The 18,150-nt window shown below is 65.5% G+C and carries 20 protein-coding genes; 13 read left to right on the top strand and 7 right to left on the bottom strand.

Translation table 11 applies throughout. The annotated features are described in order from the left end of the window. Positions 1–13: 13 nt before the first annotated feature. The 4 genes from ACIP5Y_RS31555 to ACIP5Y_RS31540 are packed head-to-tail and all read left to right on the top strand — an operon-like array spanning position 14 to position 3,703. A complete protein-coding gene (locus ACIP5Y_RS31555; protein ID WP_400355605.1) occupies positions 14–1,024 on the top strand; it encodes an ABC transporter substrate-binding protein in 1,011 nt (336 codons plus the stop codon). Beyond that, complete coding sequence (locus tag ACIP5Y_RS31550; protein ID WP_400355603.1) at positions 1,024–1,848, top strand: ABC transporter ATP-binding protein; 825 nt, start codon at positions 1,024–1,026, stop codon at positions 1,846–1,848. The genes ACIP5Y_RS31555 and ACIP5Y_RS31550 overlap by 1 nt, the downstream gene beginning before the upstream one ends. Continuing rightward, a complete protein-coding gene (locus ACIP5Y_RS31545; RefSeq protein ID WP_400355602.1) occupies positions 1,845–2,705 on the top strand; it encodes an ABC transporter permease in 861 nt (286 codons plus the stop codon). The genes ACIP5Y_RS31550 and ACIP5Y_RS31545 overlap by 4 nt, the downstream gene beginning before the upstream one ends. Before the next feature lie 2 nt (positions 2,706–2,707). Further along, a complete protein-coding gene (locus tag ACIP5Y_RS31540; protein WP_400355600.1) occupies positions 2,708–3,703 on the top strand; it encodes an ABC transporter substrate-binding protein in 996 nt (331 codons plus the stop codon). On the opposite strand, the gene ACIP5Y_RS31535 is transcribed toward ACIP5Y_RS31540, so the two are convergent. Together ACIP5Y_RS31535 and ACIP5Y_RS31530 are read right to left on the bottom strand one after the other, a co-directional pair. Continuing rightward, the gene (locus ACIP5Y_RS31535) at positions 3,670–5,169 is read right to left on the bottom strand and encodes an FGGY family carbohydrate kinase (RefSeq protein WP_400355598.1); all 1,500 of its coding nucleotides are present in this window, start codon (positions 5,167–5,169) and stop codon (positions 3,670–3,672) included. The two genes, ACIP5Y_RS31540 and ACIP5Y_RS31535, sit on opposite strands and share 34 nt — an antisense overlap. Further along, on the bottom strand, positions 5,141–5,908 hold the full coding sequence (locus tag ACIP5Y_RS31530; RefSeq protein ID WP_400355597.1) for an IclR family transcriptional regulator: 768 nt from the start codon (positions 5,906–5,908) through the stop codon (positions 5,141–5,143). Before ACIP5Y_RS31530 ends, ACIP5Y_RS31535 begins: the two co-directional genes overlap by 29 nt. 140 nt (positions 5,909–6,048) lie before the next feature. Between ACIP5Y_RS31530 and ACIP5Y_RS31525 the strand changes: the two genes are divergently transcribed. The 4 genes from ACIP5Y_RS31525 (at position 6,049) to ACIP5Y_RS31510 (ending at position 8,280) form a co-directional block, all read left to right on the top strand. Further along, entirely contained in the window at positions 6,049–6,570 is a 522-nt protein-coding gene (locus ACIP5Y_RS31525) for a hypothetical protein (RefSeq protein ID WP_400355595.1), read from the top strand. A gap of 88 nt (positions 6,571–6,658) precedes the next feature. Then, positions 6,659–7,048, top strand: a complete 390-nt coding sequence (locus ACIP5Y_RS31520) for a hypothetical protein (protein ID WP_400355593.1) — start codon at positions 6,659–6,661, stop codon at positions 7,046–7,048. Between the two features lie 237 nt (positions 7,049–7,285). Continuing rightward, positions 7,286–7,624, top strand: coding sequence for an Lsr2 family protein (locus ACIP5Y_RS31515; protein WP_400355591.1), 339 nt, complete (start codon positions 7,286–7,288; stop codon positions 7,622–7,624). 164 nt (positions 7,625–7,788) lie between these two features. Next, positions 7,789–8,280 (top strand): hypothetical protein, encoded by a 492-nt coding sequence (locus tag ACIP5Y_RS31510; protein WP_400355589.1) that lies wholly within the window; start codon positions 7,789–7,791, stop codon positions 8,278–8,280. 16 nt (positions 8,281–8,296) lie between these two features. On the opposite strand, the gene ACIP5Y_RS31505 is transcribed toward ACIP5Y_RS31510, so the two are convergent. Continuing rightward, a complete protein-coding gene (locus ACIP5Y_RS31505; protein WP_400355587.1) occupies positions 8,297–9,250 on the bottom strand; it encodes an acyl-ACP desaturase in 954 nt (317 codons plus the stop codon). Positions 9,251–9,287: 37 nt separating this feature from the next. On the opposite strand from ACIP5Y_RS31505, the gene ACIP5Y_RS31500 reads away from it, so the two are divergent. Together ACIP5Y_RS31500 and ACIP5Y_RS31495 are read left to right on the top strand one after the other, a co-directional pair. Then, a complete protein-coding gene (locus ACIP5Y_RS31500) occupies positions 9,288–9,683 on the top strand; it encodes an Rpn family recombination-promoting nuclease/putative transposase (protein WP_400355585.1) in 396 nt (131 codons plus the stop codon). A 41-nt stretch (positions 9,684–9,724) separates the two neighbouring features. Further along, the gene (locus tag ACIP5Y_RS31495; protein WP_400355584.1) at positions 9,725–10,027 is read left to right on the top strand and encodes a hypothetical protein; all 303 of its coding nucleotides are present in this window, start codon (positions 9,725–9,727) and stop codon (positions 10,025–10,027) included. 50 nt (positions 10,028–10,077) lie between these two features. Here ACIP5Y_RS31495 and ACIP5Y_RS31490 read toward each other — a convergent pair whose 3' ends face one another. Beyond that, the gene (locus tag ACIP5Y_RS31490) at positions 10,078–10,848 is read right to left on the bottom strand and encodes an SDR family NAD(P)-dependent oxidoreductase (RefSeq protein ID WP_400355583.1); all 771 of its coding nucleotides are present in this window, start codon (positions 10,846–10,848) and stop codon (positions 10,078–10,080) included. Between the two features lie 90 nt (positions 10,849–10,938). After that, entirely contained in the window at positions 10,939–12,336 is a 1,398-nt protein-coding gene (locus ACIP5Y_RS31485; RefSeq protein ID WP_400355581.1) for an MFS transporter, read from the bottom strand. A 143-nt stretch (positions 12,337–12,479) separates the two neighbouring features. Here ACIP5Y_RS31485 and ACIP5Y_RS31480 point away from each other — a divergent pair, with 143 nt between their 5' ends. Both ACIP5Y_RS31480 and ACIP5Y_RS31475 read left to right on the top strand, forming a co-directional pair. Further along, a complete protein-coding gene (locus tag ACIP5Y_RS31480) occupies positions 12,480–12,836 on the top strand; it encodes an ArsR/SmtB family transcription factor (protein ID WP_400355579.1) in 357 nt (118 codons plus the stop codon). Between the two features lie 150 nt (positions 12,837–12,986). Continuing rightward, positions 12,987–14,174, top strand: a complete 1,188-nt coding sequence (locus ACIP5Y_RS31475; RefSeq protein ID WP_400355577.1) for an FAD-dependent monooxygenase — start codon at positions 12,987–12,989, stop codon at positions 14,172–14,174. Between the two features lie 27 nt (positions 14,175–14,201). Here ACIP5Y_RS31475 and ACIP5Y_RS31470 read toward each other — a convergent pair whose 3' ends face one another. Both ACIP5Y_RS31470 and ACIP5Y_RS31465 read right to left on the bottom strand, forming a co-directional pair. Next, positions 14,202–15,791, bottom strand: a complete 1,590-nt coding sequence (locus ACIP5Y_RS31470) for a CocE/NonD family hydrolase (protein WP_400355576.1) — start codon at positions 15,789–15,791, stop codon at positions 14,202–14,204. 246 nt (positions 15,792–16,037) lie between these two features. Beyond that, a complete protein-coding gene (locus ACIP5Y_RS31465; RefSeq protein ID WP_400355884.1) occupies positions 16,038–16,733 on the bottom strand; it encodes a TioE family transcriptional regulator in 696 nt (231 codons plus the stop codon). A 112-nt stretch (positions 16,734–16,845) separates the two neighbouring features. Here ACIP5Y_RS31465 and ACIP5Y_RS31460 point away from each other — a divergent pair, with 112 nt between their 5' ends. Continuing rightward, entirely contained in the window at positions 16,846–18,063 is a 1,218-nt protein-coding gene (locus tag ACIP5Y_RS31460) for an erythromycin esterase family protein (protein WP_400355574.1), read from the top strand. Positions 18,064–18,150 lie beyond the last annotated feature (87 nt).

The following is an 18,150-nucleotide window of genomic DNA, read 5'->3' as shown; positions in this document are numbered from 1 at the left end:
ATACGCGGCCGTGGTGGCGGCGGCGGTGGTAGTGGCGGTGCTCGTACTGGTGCTGAGCAGTTGTGCACGGAAACCGGATGCGGGCCGGCACATCACCATCGGAGTCGGCGGGCGGACACTGCCGGTGTACTTGCCGCTGACATTGGCCCAGCAGCTCGGCTATTTCAAGGATCAGGGTCTGTCGGTCGAAATCGAAGGTCTGCAGGGCGGGTCGAAAGCGTTGCAGGCGTTGGAGGGTGGCAGCCTGGATGTCGTCGCCGGATACTATGACCACACCATTCAGATGCAGGCCAAGAACCGGGCGTTGACCTCGTTCGTGACGATGTTGAACCGCCCTGAGATCGTACTCGCGGTATCACCTGCGGCGAGCAAGCGAATTACTTCGATAGCCGATCTCGCCGGTGCGAAGGTCGGTGTCAGCGCGCCGGGTTCGTCGACTGATTTCTTTCTCAAGTATGTATTGAGTAAGCATGGCCTGGCGGCCGATTCGGTCAGCGTGCAGGCGATCGGTACGGCGGCGACCGCCGTTGCGGCCATGGAGCACGGCCGCGTCGACGCGGCCGTGATGGTCGATCCCGCGTTCTCGATGCTGCAGCAGCGCGCAGGCGCCGGCAAGGTCGCGATCCTGCTCGATTCGCGAAGCGGCGAGGGTGTCGAGCAGACTTTTGGTGTTTCGAAATACCCTGCGTCGGTTCTGTATTCGACACGGGATTGGCTCGATACCAACAAGGCGAGCGCCGCCGGCCTTGCCACGGCGATCGTGCGGACGCTGCACTGGATCCAGCAGCATTCCGCCGAGGAGATCGCCGCACGGATGCCCGCCGAGTTCGCGCAGGACAGCCGGGCGGTCTACATCGAAACCATTGCCAAGATCAAGTCGGGTTTCTCGGATGACGGGGTGATGCCCGCCGATGGAGCCGAGGCCGTTCGCAAGGTGCTGGCCCAATTCGACCAAGCCGTATCCGGGGCGAATATCGACCTGTCCCGCACGTATTCGAACGACTACCTACCCGGCCACGACTGATGCGCCACCGGAAGGAAACCGAACAAGCGGCGGTCGAGATCCGCGACGACAGCGTGGATTTCGAGGCGGAGGGAATCTCGAAGGTTTTCCTCGCCGGTCAGCAGCCGGTGTGGGCATTGCGTGATGTTTCCCTGCGTGTGGCGTCCTCGTCGTTCGTCTGCATCGTGGGTCCGTCCGGGTGCGGAAAGTCCACTCTGCTGCGGATATTGGGTGGGCTGGACACAGCGAGCTCGGGCCGGGTGGTGATGCCGGCATCGCACGGCAGAGCTCCGGCGTCGGCCTTCGTATTCCAGGAGCAAGGCGTGTTTCCGTGGCTGAACGTACTCGACAACATCACCTTCGGTTGCCGCATGGCCGGTGTGGGACGTGCGGACTACACCCGGCGCGCGCGGGAGTGGATCGAGCGCACCGGTCTCTCGGGATTCGAAAGAGCCTATCCGCATCAGTTGTCCGGCGGTATGCGTCAACGGGTCGCTTTGGCGCGGGCCTTTGCCGTCGATTCACCAGCGCTGCTGATGGACGAACCGCTGGGCGCGTTGGATGCGCAAACCCGACTGCTGATGCAGGAGCAACTCGTCGGATTGTGGGAGGCCGAACGGAAGACCGTCGTGCTGGTCACCCACAGCATCGATGAGGCGCTGTTACTCGGCGATCGCATCATTCTGATGTCTGCTCGACCCGGCCGGGTCAAAGCCGAACTCACGGTTCCATTCCCGCGTCCCCGGCGACTGGAGCTGGAGCAGACTCCCGAATTCGGCGCGTTGCGGCATCAAATCTGGGAAGCGCTGCGGGACGAGGCCGAGACTTCGGCGATGGTCCGATGAGCACGAATATCGAGGCGTCCCTGAGGCAAGAGCGGCGTCGGCGATGGCGTGACCTGCTACTCGCGGTCTTCACCCCGATCATGCTGCTGGTTGCCTGGCAGGCTGCGGCGTGGACGGATGTCATCGATGCCCAGCTGTATCCTCCTCCGTCCGCGGTCCTTGCTCGATGGGCGCAACTGGTGCGCAGCGGTGAGCTGCTCGAGCACCTGAAGGCCACGATGGGGAGATTGTCGATCGGCTATTTTCTGGGCGCGCTCGGTGGTGTCGTGGTGGGCTCGGCCATGGGATGCCGGCGTTCGGTCGCGGCAGCTCTCGGACCGCTGTTCTCCGCGCTCTACGCGCTGCCGAAGGTGGCAGTTCTCCCCTTGCTGCTGCTGATATTCGGGCTGACAGAGACACCGAAGATACTGGCGGTCGCGATCACGGTGTTCTTCGTGCTGCAGATCAACACCCTTGCCGGTATTCGCCAGATCGACCCTCGGACGCTGGAAGCGGCCCGGGCCTACCGGGCTACCGGATGGCGGTCGGTGCGTTTCGTGCTGCTGCCCGCATGTCTGCCCGCGATCTTCACCGGGCTGCGGGTCGCGGCCGGTCTCGGGATCGCGGTGGTCATCGCGGTCGAGTTCGTCGCCTCCAACAGCGGTGTCGGCTATCTGATCTGGAACTCCTGGCAGCTGTTCCAGCCCGAGCGTATGTACGCCGGCCTGTTGACCGCTGCTCTGCTCGGCGCCTGCATCACCGGTGTCATCGCCGCTGTGGAGTTTCTTGCCATGCCGTGGCGTCGCGCCCAGGGGTTGTCCCGAAAGTTTGTGAATCCCCGAGCGAACCCAGTTATCGATCAAGATCAGAGGAAGTAGCGATGATCGTGAAACGTATTCTCTCCCTTCTCATTCCCGCGTTCCTTCTGGTCGCCGCCGGGTGCGGTGGCAAGGCGTCGGAAACTGCTTCGGCCGACAAGGTCACCGTTGCGCACGTCCCGTCCACCTTGTTCGCGCCGCTGTATGTCGCCCAGGCCAACGGATACTTCGCCGACCAGGGACTGACCGTTGATCTGCAAACCATCAGATCAGGCCAGGATGCCATCGCGCTGGCCGCCGCCGGCAAGATCGATGCGGTCGCCGCCGGGTTCTCCGCCGGGATGTTCAACGCGATCCACAGCGGTTTGCCGCTGAAAGTGGTCGGGTCCATGGGAATTGCCACCGGCGACCCGAAGTCCTCGCCTTCCGCGCTGGAAGTATCGAAGAAACTGGTGGACGCGGGCGAGGTGAAAACCTCGGCCGATCTGCGCGGCCGCAAGGTCGCCGTGGCAGGCGGGGCGGGCGCCGCCGGGGGCTACCAGTTGGCGACGGTACTACGACAATCCGGACTCTCCCTGCGTGATGTCCAGATCGTCAATCTCGCCATACCCGACCAGCAGGCCGCTCTGGCGAATGGCGGCGTGGATGCCGCTCTCACGCCCGCGCCCTTCACTACCCGGATCGAGCAGGCCGCGATCGCCGTCCCGCTCGCCGTCCCGCCCGCGGGCACCTCGGCGACCGGGATCATTTTCGGCGGAAAGTTCGCCGAATCCGCTGCCGCACAGAAGTTCTTCGCGGCCCTGCAGCGGGCGAGCAGGGACCTGCAGGGTGCGGCAGCCACCTCCCCGGAGAACCTCGGCATCCTGGCCGGAGCGACCGGGCAGGACCTCGCGGTACTCCGGTCCGTGCCCTCGTATCGGTGGCGACCCGATCTGAGCCCGGACGCCGACCAATTGACCGCACAACAGCAGGCCTACCGCGACGCCGGACTCCTCGACTACGCCGATCTCATGGAGCCGGGCACCTATATCTCGACCACGTTCTCCGCCAACCGATGAGGATCCTTCGACAGCATCGCGACCATCGCCTGCCAAGTCCGATACGTGTCGGCTCGGGCATTCGTCGCGGGCGTGGGTTCCCATCGCCCGGCCGGTTTGATATTGCGGTGCAAGGCCTTCGGATCCGACCAGTAGGTCGCCGACAGGCCCGCGGCATAGGCCGCGCCGCGGCTGATCGACGCCGATACCGACGGCCGGACCACCGGCCGCTCGAGCGCGTCGGCAACCAGTTGCATGAGCAGGTTATTGGCTGCCATCGCGCCATCGATCCGCAGCGTCTCTATCTTCGGCTGGAAGTCGGCATCGACCGCGTCTACTACCGCTTTGGTCTGCCACGCAATCGCGTCCAGGACCGCCCGTGCCAGATGGGCCTTGGTGACATATCCGGTCAGCCCGACGATTGCGCCGCGTGCGTTCGATTGCCAGTGCGGCGCGAAAAGGCCTGAGAACGCGGGGATCACATGGCAGCCGGCGCTGTCGGGCACGGACCCTGCCACTGTCTCGATCGCCGGCGCCGAATCGATCATTCCCATCCGGCGTATCCAGTCGACCAGGCCACCCGCCGGGCCGATACTGCCTTCCAGGGCGTAATGGACCGGTTGTCCTTCGAGCTGATAGGCGACTGTCGTCAACAGGCCGTGGTCGGATCGAACAGCGACGTGACCGGTGTTCATCATCAATGCCGCGCCGGTCCCGTAAGTGCATTTGGCCTCGCCCACGCCGAAACAGGCCTGACCGAACAGCGCCGCCTGTTGATCGCCCAATAATGCGGTGATCGGGATTCCGGTGTTGTGCTCTGCGCCGAAATCCCCGGTGCTGGCCAGGATTCGCGGCAACATGGCGGCGGGGATGTCGAATTCGCGGAGCAGCTCGGCATCCCAGTCGAGGGTCTCCAGGTCCATCAGCATTGTGCGACTGGCATTCGTGACGTCGGTGGCGTGAACTCCACCGTGTGGCCCGCCTGTCAATCGCCACAACAGCCAGCTGTCCAGTGTGCCGGCCAGCACGAGTCCTTGTTCGGCGGCATCCCGCAGCCGCGGATGCTGTGCGAGCACCCAGGCGATGCGTGAGGCCGAAAAATACGGTGACACCGGGAGCCCGCATCGACGCCGGACCAGCTCGCGAAGCTCAGGCCCGGCTCGCTCCGCGAGCAGACTGCTCGCACGCGTGTCCGCCCAGCCGATCGCATTGCCGACCGTCTCACCGGTGTGCCGATCCCAGACGACAATCGCTTCCCGCTGATTGGCGATGCCCATCGATACCACCTGTCGCGCATCGATGCCTGCGCCCGCGATTGCCTGCGGAATCATCGCCGCGATATTCGCCCACAATTCGGCGGGATCGTGCTCGACCCAGCCCGGCGCGGGAAGCACCTGCCGATGCCCGCGTTCGACCGCGGCGACGATCTGGCCCCGGCGATCGAAAAGCTTGCACCGGCTACGGGAGGTGCCCAGTACCAACGACATGACATACCGTGGCGCCATACGTTCCTTTCAACGTGTGCTCGATATCGGCGGCCGCGAGGCGCACTCGCGGGACCAGGCTCGACTGCCCCGCCGGGCTCGCGATCTCCTCGACCGGGCCGGTGACCGAAATCGCGGCGACGACACTGCGATTCGGCAATCTGATGGGTGCGGCGATCGAGGCCCGATCCAGCCGAAACTCGCCGATCTCGGCCGCCCAGCCCCGGCTGCGCACCAGCGCGAGCTCGCGTGCCAGGACCGCGGGCGCGGTCAGCGTGCGCGCCGTGAATGCCTCTCGGGTGCAACCGGTCGCTTCCTGCCGAATTCCTGGTCGATAGGCGACCAGGATCTTGCCGAGTGCGGTCGCATGCAATGGCAGTTCACTGCCCGATTCCATCGTCTGGCTGATGCCGTCCGGCCGGAGCACGTGGTGGACGATCACCGCCCGATCGCGGCCCAGCATCGCAATGTGCACCGATTGCCCGCTACGATCGGCCAGCCCATCGGCCCAGCTCATCGCCGCCGAGCGCAGCAGATTCGGATCGATGGGCGCGATCCGGGACCCCGGCGGATACGGACTCACGGCGTATCGGCCGTTGCGGGCGGGCTGATACACGAAGCCCACCTCGCGCATCGTCTGCAGCAGGCCGTGCACCGTACTGCGCGATAACCCCAGCGTCGCAGCGACATCACTGATCGCGGCCCCGTCGGCGCCATCACGTAACCCCCTGCGGTATCTCATGCGACGGGTTCTTCTTTCCGGACCGAATCCGTGCGGCAGCAATGTAATTGGACGCCGAAAGATCAGAGATCGAATTCGGCCGGTCGAATCCATCGGCCGGTCTGTTCAGCCAACCCGATATCCGAGAACGGACAGAGAAAATGACCTACACCAATCCGCCGGCGCAGCACTGTACGAAGTTCGGGCGGCTGGCCATCACCGGTTCCGCTGTGGCTGTTGCCGGTGCGGCGATCATGGCGGGTGGATTGGTGGCCGATCCGGCCGAGGCGGTCGCCGCGCCGGGCGGATCGTGCCAGTGGGCGGGCGCGTCTCATCCCGAGGGCGACACCGTCTATGCCGGCGGTTCGGCGTTTACCTGCACCGCCGCCCGATGGAGCCAAGCGCCCGCACCCGGTCATCCCAGTACTGTTCCCAGTCCTGGCGCCACTCAGGCTGCCGCTACCGGATTCAGTGTCGGCGCAGTGCAACCCGGCACCGCCTATTTCGACACGTGCATAGCCGACACGGTCCAGCCCGGCACCACATATGTCTTCCAGGCCGTCGATTTCAACGGCAACGTTCTCTGGCGCGCCGATGGCGTCAGCTCGCAGTGGACCTTCGACCCCAGCACGCCCGCCCAGCCCGCCGACACCAACACCTGTGTCGACGGTGTCCTGAACTAGCGGTGGTCCCGGAGTGCCGCGCGGTGGTTGACCTCGGCGGTATGGTCTGTGACAGGGTCCTATCGGTCAGGAACGAAGGGGATCGACCATGAGGGGCATTCACCGCGGCATGCTCGGCGCCGTACCGGCGATAGTTCTCGCAGCGACCGTGATCGGTGCCCCTCCGGCGCTCGCGGATCCGCTACCGACCGCGCAGCTCGGTTTCCACAACGGTTACTGCACGACGACCGATGTCAGCGTGCCGGCGGGTACTCCGTTCATCGTCGATATCGACACGGGCTTCCAATTCACGGATCAGTCCGAGTTCCGCATTCCCGCACTGAATATCCGGGTGATCCTGCCGAGCGCCTACTTCGGCCCGAACGCCTGGGTCGAGGTCCCCGCGCAGCCGGCGGGAGAGATCCCGTTTCAGCTCATGACGCCCTGGGTGTCGGGCAGCGCGGGCAAGGGCTGCTGGGGGACCATCCACGTCCTGTGACGTGTCGAATTCCCCTTGCAAATCAGCGATTCCGCCCGGCCCGGCACCCTCCCGCTAGGGCCACATCGAATGGGTGGACCGGCGTCTGTTCCGGGGCCGGTGCTTGCTTCGCTTTGTCGTCCCACTCGGCTGCGGGTAGCCTTCGACCGCAGCCGAAGTCCGCGGTAGGTGTGCGGATGACGGCTGTTCTTGCTCGGATCCTGTTGTACACAAACCTCCGGCAAAGGGAGCCTGACAATGGCACGGAAAATAGTCGTCACGCTCGTCGACGACTTCGACGGCAAATCCGAGGCGACGGAAACGGTCGCCTTCGCGCTCGACGGTGCGGGATATGAGATGGACCTGTCGGTCCTCAACGCGAGCGAATTGCGCGGCGTCTTCGAGAAGTGGGTCCCGCACGCCCGCAAGACCGGCCGGGCGCCGCGCGGCACGAGCACCCAGAGCGCTCGACCGGCGGTAGACCGTGAGCAGAGCAGCGCAATCCGCGAATGGGCGCGCAAGCACGGCTATACGGTGTCGACCCGCGGCCGCATCCAAGCCGAGGTCGTCTCGGCTTACCACAACGCGGCCAAGTAGATCACCGACGGCCCAAAGGCATTCGCAGCCCGCTGGCTCGTTTCGATGAACCGCCCAGCGGGTTTCCCCTCCGAAGCCGAAAAACCCGGCCGCTCCGGTGCGGCACGACGGCGGCAACCGCGTCGATCCCGGCCACCCGGCGCTTTATGTGCTGAAATGCCGCAGTGACAGATACCGATACGTCGTATCTCCGCCCGCTGATGCACGAACTCGTCGCCGCCTACCTACTCGGCGACCCGGCGCGAGTGGCAGAGGTGGCAGATCGTATCGAGGACTCCGGCCGCATCCCCGATGTCCTGACCGAAGCCAACCGTTACGGTGAGAACCTCTCCGGCCGTTTCGATTGCACCGGTGACCCGGTATCCCCGGAGTTCATCGGCGCCGGAATCCGAGCACGCCTGGCAACAGTCCTGTCACCCCACGAGGAACTCGCGGCAATGGCCGCCCTCGACGACTTCGCAGCAACCCGAGACAAGCCCCCGCACACCACACCCGCCCCCGGCTCGATAGGCGCCATGCTCCTCCTACACGTAGCCGCCGCCGGCATAGCCGAATTGGGCACCCGAGTATTCGGCCCCACCGAGTTCACCCCCGAACGCGTAGCCTCCATAGCCGACCTGGCATCCGAAGAACCTTACGACTGTATCGAGCCGTAATTCGGGGCGTCGGGGTTCAGGCGCGGGCTTGTTCGCGGGCGAGGGCTCGGTCTCGTTGTTCCTCGAATTTCGGGATCTTCGCGTTTTCCATGTCGTCGAGGAAGAGGGCGAGGCGGTCTCTTGCTTGTTCGCCGCGGGCGGTGAAGTCGTTGCGGCTGAAGATGTTCCATTGTCGGACCACTGGCATGAGTACCTCTTCGAGGTGCTGGCGGAGGTCGTATACGCCGTGTTTGGCCATCAGGACGCCGTTGCGGCGGAAGTTGGGCATGCCGGCGCCGGGCATGCGGAAGTTCTCCACGATGGTGTCGATTGCTTCCATTGCCTGGTCGGGGACCAGGTCGAGGGCGGCGCCGCACATGGTGCGGTAGAAGATCATGTGCAGGTTCTCGTCGGCGGCGATGCGTTGCAGCATGCGGTCCGCGATGGGGTCGTTGCAGACTCTGGCGGTGTTGCGGTGGCTGACTCGGGTGGCCAGTTCCTGGAAGCTGACGTAGGCGACCGAGTACAGGAAGCCGGCATCGCCGTCCGCCAATTCCGCGGGTGCGCCGAAACCGTTTGTCATATGCGTCATTCGGTCGTTCTCGAGTGCGCCCGGGTCGACTCCGCGGGTGACGACGAGGTAGTCCCGGATCACCACGCTGTGCTTGTTCTCTTCGGCGGTCCAGCGCCCCACCCAGGTGCCCCACGCGCCGTCGCGGGAGAAGTTCTCGGAGATCTCGCGGTGATAGGAGGGCAGGTTGTCCTCGGTGAGCAGGTTGGTGATCATCGCCGCCTTGGCGACCTCACTGAGCCTGGATTGTTCAGGCGCCCAATCGATTCCGTCCAGCATGGCGAAGTTCCGCCCTTCATCCCACGGGATGTAATCATGCGGATGCCAATCCCTGGCCATCGACAGATGCCGATGCACGCACTCCTCGGCGACGGGTTCCAGCTCGGCCAAGATCTCTCGCTGCGTTAGCTGACGTGACAAACCGTGCTCCTGAGGCAGTAATTCGGGGCCACGCCGGATGCGTTCGGCCGGATCATGCCCCCACATCACCAATAACCAAGCCCATCCGATAGGGACAAATGTCCCCGCCCCGACCTCGATGCGCCTCACCGACGCTGTCGGCTGGCACCCCGATCCGGACCGAGGCGGCGAATATCTGCGTGTCGCAATCAATCTGGTAGTAGCTTGCCGAATTGTGGCTGACTCGCCGTCGAATCCGCACGACGCCTACTTCCGGCAGGTAATGTCCCGGCCGGCCGACGCCGCTGGTGAGTTCCAGGCGGTGCTGCCGAAAGGGATTGCTACACGGCTGGATTGGGACACACTTACCTTGCAACCCTGCAGCTTCGTATCGCAGCAGCTACGGTCGCGATACAGCGATCTGCTGTCTCGCACCCGACTGGACGACTGGTGATCGTTTCGGCACCGGGCGGTGTCGAGGCTCTGGAGTGCGTGGTGACGTACATTCTCAGTGTCGGGGAAACCAAGGTTGCCGAGCTGGGAGCTATCTTCGATCAGCTCGGGCCCAACGCGAAGGAGGTCATCATGTCAACCGCAGAACGACTCCGCGCCGAAGGTGAGGCGCGCGGCGAAGTGCGGGGGCGGGCCGAGGCGCTCCTTGAACTGCTGGTAGTGAAGTTCGGTGCGTTGCCTTCTTCGATCACGGACGTTGTTCGTGGCGCCGATGCGACGCAGTTGCGGGTTTGGGCGGCCCGGGTTCTCAGTGCGGACAGTCTTAATGGGGTCTTCCAAGAATAAGGTCGAATACTTGGGTCTGTGCTGATCGGGCGTTTGTAGTGCTGGGTGGGTCAGACTCCGTAGGCTCCGTCGATGTCGAGTTTTTGGCCGCTGATGAAGTCGGCGCGGTCGGAGGCGAGGAAGCAGACGGCTTCGGCTATGTCTTCGGCGTCGCCGAAGCGACCCAGGGGGATGTTGGAGCGGGTTATGGCCAGGGCGTTTTCGTTGAGTTCGCCGGACGCTATCAGGCGTTCGGCCATTCCGTCGGTGGTCATGCCGGGGCCTACGCAGTTGGCTCGGATGCCGTAGCGGCCTTCTTCGGCTGCGATGCCTCGAATCAGTGCTTCTACTGCGGCTTTCGGGCCACTCGAGAGGCCGTCTCGCACTGGAAAGCGGGTGGTTGCGGCGGTGGTGATCGCGACGATATTGCCTGCGGTGGCGCGGAGGTGGGGGAGGGAGGCGTGGACGGCGTTGAAGAAGGCGGCGGCGTCGGACGTCAGTTGGGAGCGGAAGTCTTCCGGGGTTGTGCGGCTCAGGTGGCGCATCGGAATGTGCGGTCCCGCAGCGTAGATCAAGGTGTGAATGCCGCCGAACTCGTTGACGACCTCGTTGATGACCTCGGCGGTTCGGGTCGCGTCGGTCAGGTCGAGCTGCCACCCTGTGGCCGATCTGCCTTGTAGCTCGGCGAGCTCGACGATGGGCTCCAACGCTGCGGCGGACCGGAAGTAGGTGAGTCCGACATTGCTGCCGCGTTCCAGGAGCATCCGGGCGGTGGCCTGACCCAGTCCGCCGCTCGCCCCGAGCACGAGTGCGGCCCCGGGGCGTTGACTGAAGTCGTCCATGCACGCCATTGTAAACAAGCAAGTGCTTGGTTTGTTGTGGTGGGGTTCGTCGGCGGCGATGCGTGAGGAGGCTCATGAATCGGAGGCGATTCATTCGGACCGTGTGATCAATAGCCAGGCGGCGAATGCGCCTGCGAGGTAAGCGATTCCGATTACGAGGAAGCAGATGGCAGGGCCGTGATTCCAGTCGGTGATGGTGGTGAGTACGACGCTCATTGCCGCGATGCCGACGAGGGTCCCGATTTGACGGTTGGCATTGAGGGCGGAACCGGCGACGTTTGCGTGTTCGGGGCCGGCGGCGTCGACGAGCGCTGCGGTCATGCCGGGGGAGATGATGCCCGCGCCGATGTTGGCGATGGCCACGGTCAGGGCCAGCACCCAGTAAGGAGTGGTGGCGGAGACGGTGGTCATGGTGAGCGAGGCGATTCCGGCGATGGACAGGAAGAGCGTCAGGAGTGCGCCGTTGGAGACGTGTGCGGAGATGCGTGAGTAGACGAGGTTGCCGAGGGGGAACCAGATCGTCATGGGGAGAAGTTCGAGTCCGGCTCGGAAGGGGCTGTCGCCGCGGGCGTGCTGCAGGTAGAGGGCGAGCATGAACATGCTGCCGTAGAGGGCCAGGTTGAAGAGGAAGCCGACCAGATTGGCGCCGGTGAAGTTCGGCCGGCGGAACAGCTCCCAGGGCATGACCAGGTCGGCTGCCCGGCGTTCATGAACGACCAGCAGCCCGGCCGCGACCGCCAATACGGCGTAGGAGGCCAGCATCGGCCCGGATCCCCAGCCGAGTCGCGGCCCCTCGATGAGTGCGAAGCTCAGTGCCGCCAGCGCCACGATCCACAGAACATGGCCCGGTACAGCCAGTTTGATGTCGCGGCCGGCGATCGGGGTGATGTAGCGCCGGGTCAACAGCATGCCGATGATCCCGATGGGGAGATTGATCAGGAAGATGCTCTGCCAGCCGAACGCACTCACCAGCAGCCCGCCCACGGTGGGTCCCAGCCCGGCGGCGGTGGCGACGATCGCCGACCAGAGTCCCAGCATCCGAGTCCGTTCCCGCTTCTCCGGAAACGAGAACACCAGCAGGGAAAGAGAACTCGGCATGAACAACGCCGCACCGCCGCCCTGCACGATGCGCGCGGCGATGAGTGTGGCGGCGGTCGGCGCGAGTGCACAGGCCAGGGAGGCGAGGAAGAAGATCGCCATACCCCACAGGTAGATGGTCTTCGCGCCGACGCGGTTCGCCAGCCCGCCGGCGAGCATCAGCAGTGAACTGAAGGTCAGGACGTATCCGTCCACGATCCAGGTGAGTTCGCCCAGCGAGGCGCGCAGGTGTTCCTGGATCGCGGGCCCCGCGACATTGACGACGGTGACGTCGAGCGCGGCCATGACGAAGCCGGCGGCGAGCGCGGTCAGTGTCAGTCCCGCCGGAACGCTGCGCGGGGTTGCCGGGCGGCTGTCGACCGGCAGGGTCTCGGACTCGGAGCTTGGCATTGTTCTCTCCTGCAAGGATTTTGGGGAAGCCCTCCGAATCGATTGAATCCTCTATTACGATCGCCGTCAAATTTCATCTCCATCATAGTTCGATCGCTGTCGTATGATGGACCGCATCGAGCCAGGACAGGAAGGCGGGCCACGTGGCCGCACGGACCAGCGCACGCATCGCTGATGAGCGCATCACCGATCACCTCGCCGCCGCGGACATCACGCTGCAGGGCGTGCTCGACGCATTGACCGATCCGGTGCGCCGCGCCATCGTCCAGCAGCTCGCCGCCGCCGAAGCGGATGTGGTGTGCGGGGCCTTCGATATCGAGGTCACCGCCTCCACGCGCACCCATCACTTCAAGGTGCTGCGGCAGGCCGGCATCATCTGGCAGCACTACGAGGGCACGCTGAAGATGAACACCCTGCGCCGCGACGATCTGGAGCGGGCGTTCCCCGGGCTGCTCGATGCGATCATCGCGGCGGCCGACCGTGAGGTGGGCCGGGCCTGACGAGCGGCCGCGCGGACGCTACGATGGCCGGGTAACTGAACAGGATGCACGAAAAATTGTTCCAGAATGGTGTTTCGGAACAGCGCACACGCTGCGTGAATCCCCTCGGGATCCGGTGCTTCCTTCGTGATCGAGCGAAGGCAGCGTGCTGTGAATTTTCGGGTAGTCATCATCGGTGCCGGGCTGAGCGGATTGACGCTCGCACACGGTCTGCGGCGCAACGGTATCGAGGCGGTCGTCTACGAGCGTGATCCCGCATGGGATGCGCGGTCGCAGGGATACCGCATCCAGCTCGACGCACCCGGCTTATCCGGACTCGAAAGATGCCTGCCGCCAGAGCTTTTCGAGTTGTGCCTGGCGACGGCCGGTGCACCGCCCGGGCGGGTGACCGTGCTCGATCATCAGCTGGTGATGCGCGCCGACCGGGCCGCCGCGGAACGACCAGGGCGGGGAACAACCTCATTCGCCGTGAACCGGGCGACATTACGACAGATCCTGCTGGCAGGCCTGCCCGGTGGAGTGCATTTCAGCAAACGATTCTCGACCTACGAGCACACCCCCGACGGCCGGGTGACCGCTCGCTTCGAGGACGGAACGGCCGTGACCGCGGACCTACTGGTCGGTGCCGACGGGGTCGGCTCGGCGGTGCGCCGTCAACTGTTACCGCAGGCGCAGGTCGAGGACGCCGGGTTGCGGCTGATCTACGGCAAGATACCGCTGCCGGACGGAAGCGCCGCAGGGCTGCCGAAGTGGTTGTTCGACAGCATCTTCACCGTGGTGACCGGCCCCGGCAATACACATATCGGCCTCGGCCCGGTGAATCTCGCGCGCCGGCCGGAGGTGGCGGCGCGCGAGTTGGCGCCGTCGATCTCACTGTCGCCGGTCGGCGACTACCTGGCGTGCCTGGTCGGTGCGTCCGCCGATCATCCGTGCATGCCGTCGTTCGAAGAGCTCCGCCGGCTCGATCGATCGGGACTCCGCCGGCTCGCCGGGGACATCATCGGACCGGACTGGCACCCCGACATTCACCGAATTCTCGGCAGTTGGGACACCGAAACGCTGTTCCCACTGCGGATCTCGACCGCACAGCCGGTCGAGCAGTGGAATACGCAGGGCGTGACTCTGGTAGGCGACGCGATCCACGCCATGAGTCCGGTGCTGGCCATGGGCGCGAACACCGCACTGCGCGACGCGGGCGAGCTGACCCGGATGCTGTCCGCCGCCAGGCCCTCTCCTCATGAGGCCGTGCGCCGATACGAGGCCAAGATGCTCGCCTACTCCGCGGCCCTGGTTACCGCGTCCCGGCGCATCGGAAAAGAACGCGTCGGCCAGCGATGATGCGGGGAGATCGCCCCGCACCGGAGCCTACGACGCGCGCAGCGGCAGCTCCACCGTCGATGGCGAATCGAAGACGTTCACACTGCCCAGGGGTGTGGAGCTCTCGAAGGGAACCGGATCCTGAGTGGTGACCGTCAGTGTCAAACGGTGTCCCGCAGCGAGATTCCAGTAGATCGGTGCGAGATCCCAGTCGAATCGGGCCGCCCGGCCCGGGATGAGGGCGTGCCGGGTGATCGGCCAGTAGCTGATCACCTTGCCGCTGCCGTCGGGCGCCTCGTCGTAGAGGATCCCGATCATGGTCAGGTCGGGGCTCGATGGTGACACGGTGAGCCGCACACTCGGAATCCCTGACAGGACAGCGCCGTTCGAGAACGGCTCGCTGCGCCAGACGGCGGCGCAGTTCCGATCGACGCTCGCGAGTGGCAGCGCGGGGGCCAGGCCTAATTGCGCCAGACTGCCCGTGACGTACGGGATGGCCGCCACGGCGGTCGTAGGTTCGGAAGTCATTGGCTGACTCCAGGATTCGGCCGGATCGGCGCCCAGCACACCGCCGCCGGGTGCGGAGAGCGTGAAGTCCCGGCCGGTGATCGCGGCCTCGGCGACGGAGTCGCGGTGTACGAACGATCCGCCGGGCTCGTCGGCGGGCTGTATATTGACCACCGGTTCCTGGTCGATGCCATTGTCGACGCCGTTGACATAGTGGTCGAGCCATCGAATTCCGGCATCCCAGATCGGGTTCGGCAGTCCCGCCACCTGCCCCGGGCCGCCACCGGTGGAATGATCGCCCGGCACCAGGAACAGCATCTTCGGCGTGGTCAGCTGATCGAACAGCGCATAGCTCGGCCCTACCGGAAGCAGGCTGTCCTGCCAGTCGTGAGCCAGCAGTACCGCGGTGCCGTGCGCATTGAGCTGTGGTATGGCCTGCGCGAGCAGATAGCGGTTCGGCAGCGAATCGAACGCTCCCGCATCGTGATTCACGATGGCATCCAGACCGCGTCGCACCACGTCGGGACTGAATCGGTTGGTGGCGACGCCGGCCAGTGCCAGCGCCACCGGGCCACCGGTTTTGGGTGTCCCGTTCGGGGAGAGGGCCTCGCCGATATCGCCGGGTGGAGAGTCGGCGACGATGGCCTTGATGCGCGGATCATGCGCTGCCGCAATCAGGCTGAGCCCCGCGCCGTAGGAGCCGCCCGCGATGGCGATCCGGTCCGGGTCGACGTTCAAGTTCGCTATGGCCCAGTCGATTACGGCCGAGGCGTCCTCCGCGTCCTTTTCGCCGAGCATGTCCACCTGACCGCCGGAGAGGTACATGCCGCGGGCCGTGTACTCGATGGACACGAAACCCTTTGTGCTGGAGAGCTTGTAGGCCGAGCCGATGCTCCCCACGGAAGGCATGCCCCAGCCGGAGGGCTGCAGTACCAGCGGATTCTTGTGGGCGGCGAGGTCCGGTGGCGCGGTGATCACGGCATTGAGCTGAATTCCGTCGGCTCCCGGCACGAATATCGTGGTGGCCTGCCCGCCTGGGATCGGTACTGCGGCGGCGGGGAATTGGGTGAGCGCGGCGCCTGCCGCCAGCAGCGTCACGGCGGTGAGCCTGCCGAATAATCGAGTGCTCATGATTTGCTGCCCTCCGGTTATCGCGGACCGAGCAGCAGGCTCAGATTGTCGAACAGGGACTGCGGGGTCATGAACAGATAGCCGAGGATGGTGCCGAGCAGATCGGGCGCGGGGAGTTCGTGCATGAGCGGTCCTCTGAGACTGCGAGCGTAGGCGGCCGAATCGCGGTGCTGAGCCGGAAACCGGTTGCATGGCAGAGTAGTTGCGTGTTTGTGCTCTGTCTATCCCCGTATCGCTCAATAACGATCAATCAAGATCGAGCATGGTGAGGTAGGCATCGAGCTGAGCCGCACCCGCGAGCAGGTTGCGGCTGCGCATGGTCAGCCGGTCCTGCCAGGAGTCGAGGAAGGTGGTCAGGGCCGCCGCCCCGCCCGCCTCGCGCAGCGCATCGAGGAACTCGGCGACCTGCGGCAGGAGGTAGCCGCCCCGGCGCAGTTGCCGTGCGATCTCGGCATCTCGAACGGAGTCCGGCCCGTATTCGCGGTACCCCGTGGCGCGGTCGCGTCCGGGGTGCAGGATGCCCTGGGTTTCCCAGGTGCGCAAGGTGGCCGGGTGCACGCCGAGCCGGCGCGCGAGTTCGCCGACGGTCAACGGCCGGCCGTGCACCGGCGGTGCTGTCGTGCTGGACAGGGTGCCGAGGGCGGCGGCGACTTTCGTGCGGGTGTCGCGCTCGGCGAGCAGTGCGACGTGTGCGGCGTCGATGAGCCGGTAGGCGAAATCGAGGTCGCCGCTGTTCGTCGCGCGCATGATTTCCATGGCCGGTTGGTGTCCGTGGCCGCCGCGCAGTGCGAGGAAGGCGCGCAGGGCTTGTGCGTGCAGGGGTGTGTAGCGCCGATAGCCGGTCTCGGTGCGCTCGGCCGACGGGAGGATGCCCGCGTCGTCGTAGTTGCGGATCGCCTGTGCGGACAACCCGTGTTCACGGGCGAGGTCGATGGGTCGCAGCTTGCACCTCCGATTGAGACTTCTCGCAACCTATCGCAGGTGAATCGTGCAGAAGTTTCACTCGATTCTTCAACGATATGGTCGAGGGTAGTTCTTTCTGGAAGGGGTCTTCATGTCTACTGCCGGATCACTGCGCGGAATCGCCCGCCGATTCGACGACTCGGCAAGCCTGGGCCGTGTGTTCGATGAACTGCTCGCCGCACGGAACGAACCGCCGGCGCTGTTCGCCCTCGGTGAGCCGACGCACGGGATCGTGGCATTCCCATTGCTGCGCAACGAACTTCTCGCACACCTGGCCGAACGCGGGTACCGGTCGATCGTGCTGGAGATCGATTTCTTCGCCGCAGCCATGGTCGACGACTATGTGCGTGGCGCGACCGCGGATATCGATACCGTCCTGGCGACCGGATTCAGCCACAGTTTCGGCAATGTGCCGGGCAATCGTGAACTCGTGCAATGGCTTCGGGCACACAATGCCGGGCGTGCGCCGCAGGATCGTATTCACTTCTACGGCTTCGAAGCGCCCGTCGAGTATGCGTTTGCGCCCAGTCCGCGCCGCGCACTGTTCGAGGTGATCGACTATCTGCCTGCCGCACTGCGCCCCGAATCGGCGCGCGACCTGGACGCGCTGCTCGGCGATGAGGCGGAGTGGCTGAACCCGGCCGCCATGTACGACCCGGCGGCCTCCATCGGCAACTCCGATCGTGTCCGCGCCCTGCGCATCATCGCCGACGACGTCGCCGGCGCCCTGCGCCGCGCGGCCCCCGCCCTGCACCCCGCCGACCCGCCCGCCTACGACCAGGCACTCGCCCACGCCCGCACCGCCCAGGGCCTGCTGCGCTACCACGTGGCGATGGCCGATCCCCGGCCCGATCGCATCTCGACCCTGCTGAGCGTGCGAGCCGAGATGATGGCCGAGAACCTGCTGGCGATCCTCGCCCGAGAGCAAGATCGCGGCCCCGCCTTGGTTTTCGCGCACAACACGCACCTGCAGCGCATGCCGTCCCACATGCAGGCCGGCGTCGGCGAGGCGACCTGGGGGAGCGCCGGCGCCCTCGTCTCCATCCCCCTCGCCGACCGCTACCTCTTCGTGGCCTCCGACGCCAACCCCGACAGCGATCCCGACACCCTCCAAGGCCTCCTGGCCGAAGCAACCACCCACCGCGCCCTCTTCCCGGCCCCGCCCCTACGCGTCGCCCTCCCCTCGTCGATCGAAGCGGGCAAACCGATTGTCCGCGGCCACATCCCACTGGACCCGGCGGACCTCGCCGGCGCCGACGCGGTCATCTTCCTCGCCGACACCGACGGAAAACAGCACCGGTACTGGTAGACCCGACGATTTGCTGTCGTGGGGTACCTGGATGATGGGCGCATGCTTCCCACCGACCATCTGGACCGGGCCGACAGTCGCCCAGCT

The organism is Nocardia sp. NPDC088792 (assembly GCF_044750615.1).
Lineage (GTDB): Bacteria > Actinomycetota > Actinomycetes > Mycobacteriales > Mycobacteriaceae > Nocardia.
This window is presented reverse-complemented; position numbering and strand designations above follow the sequence as displayed.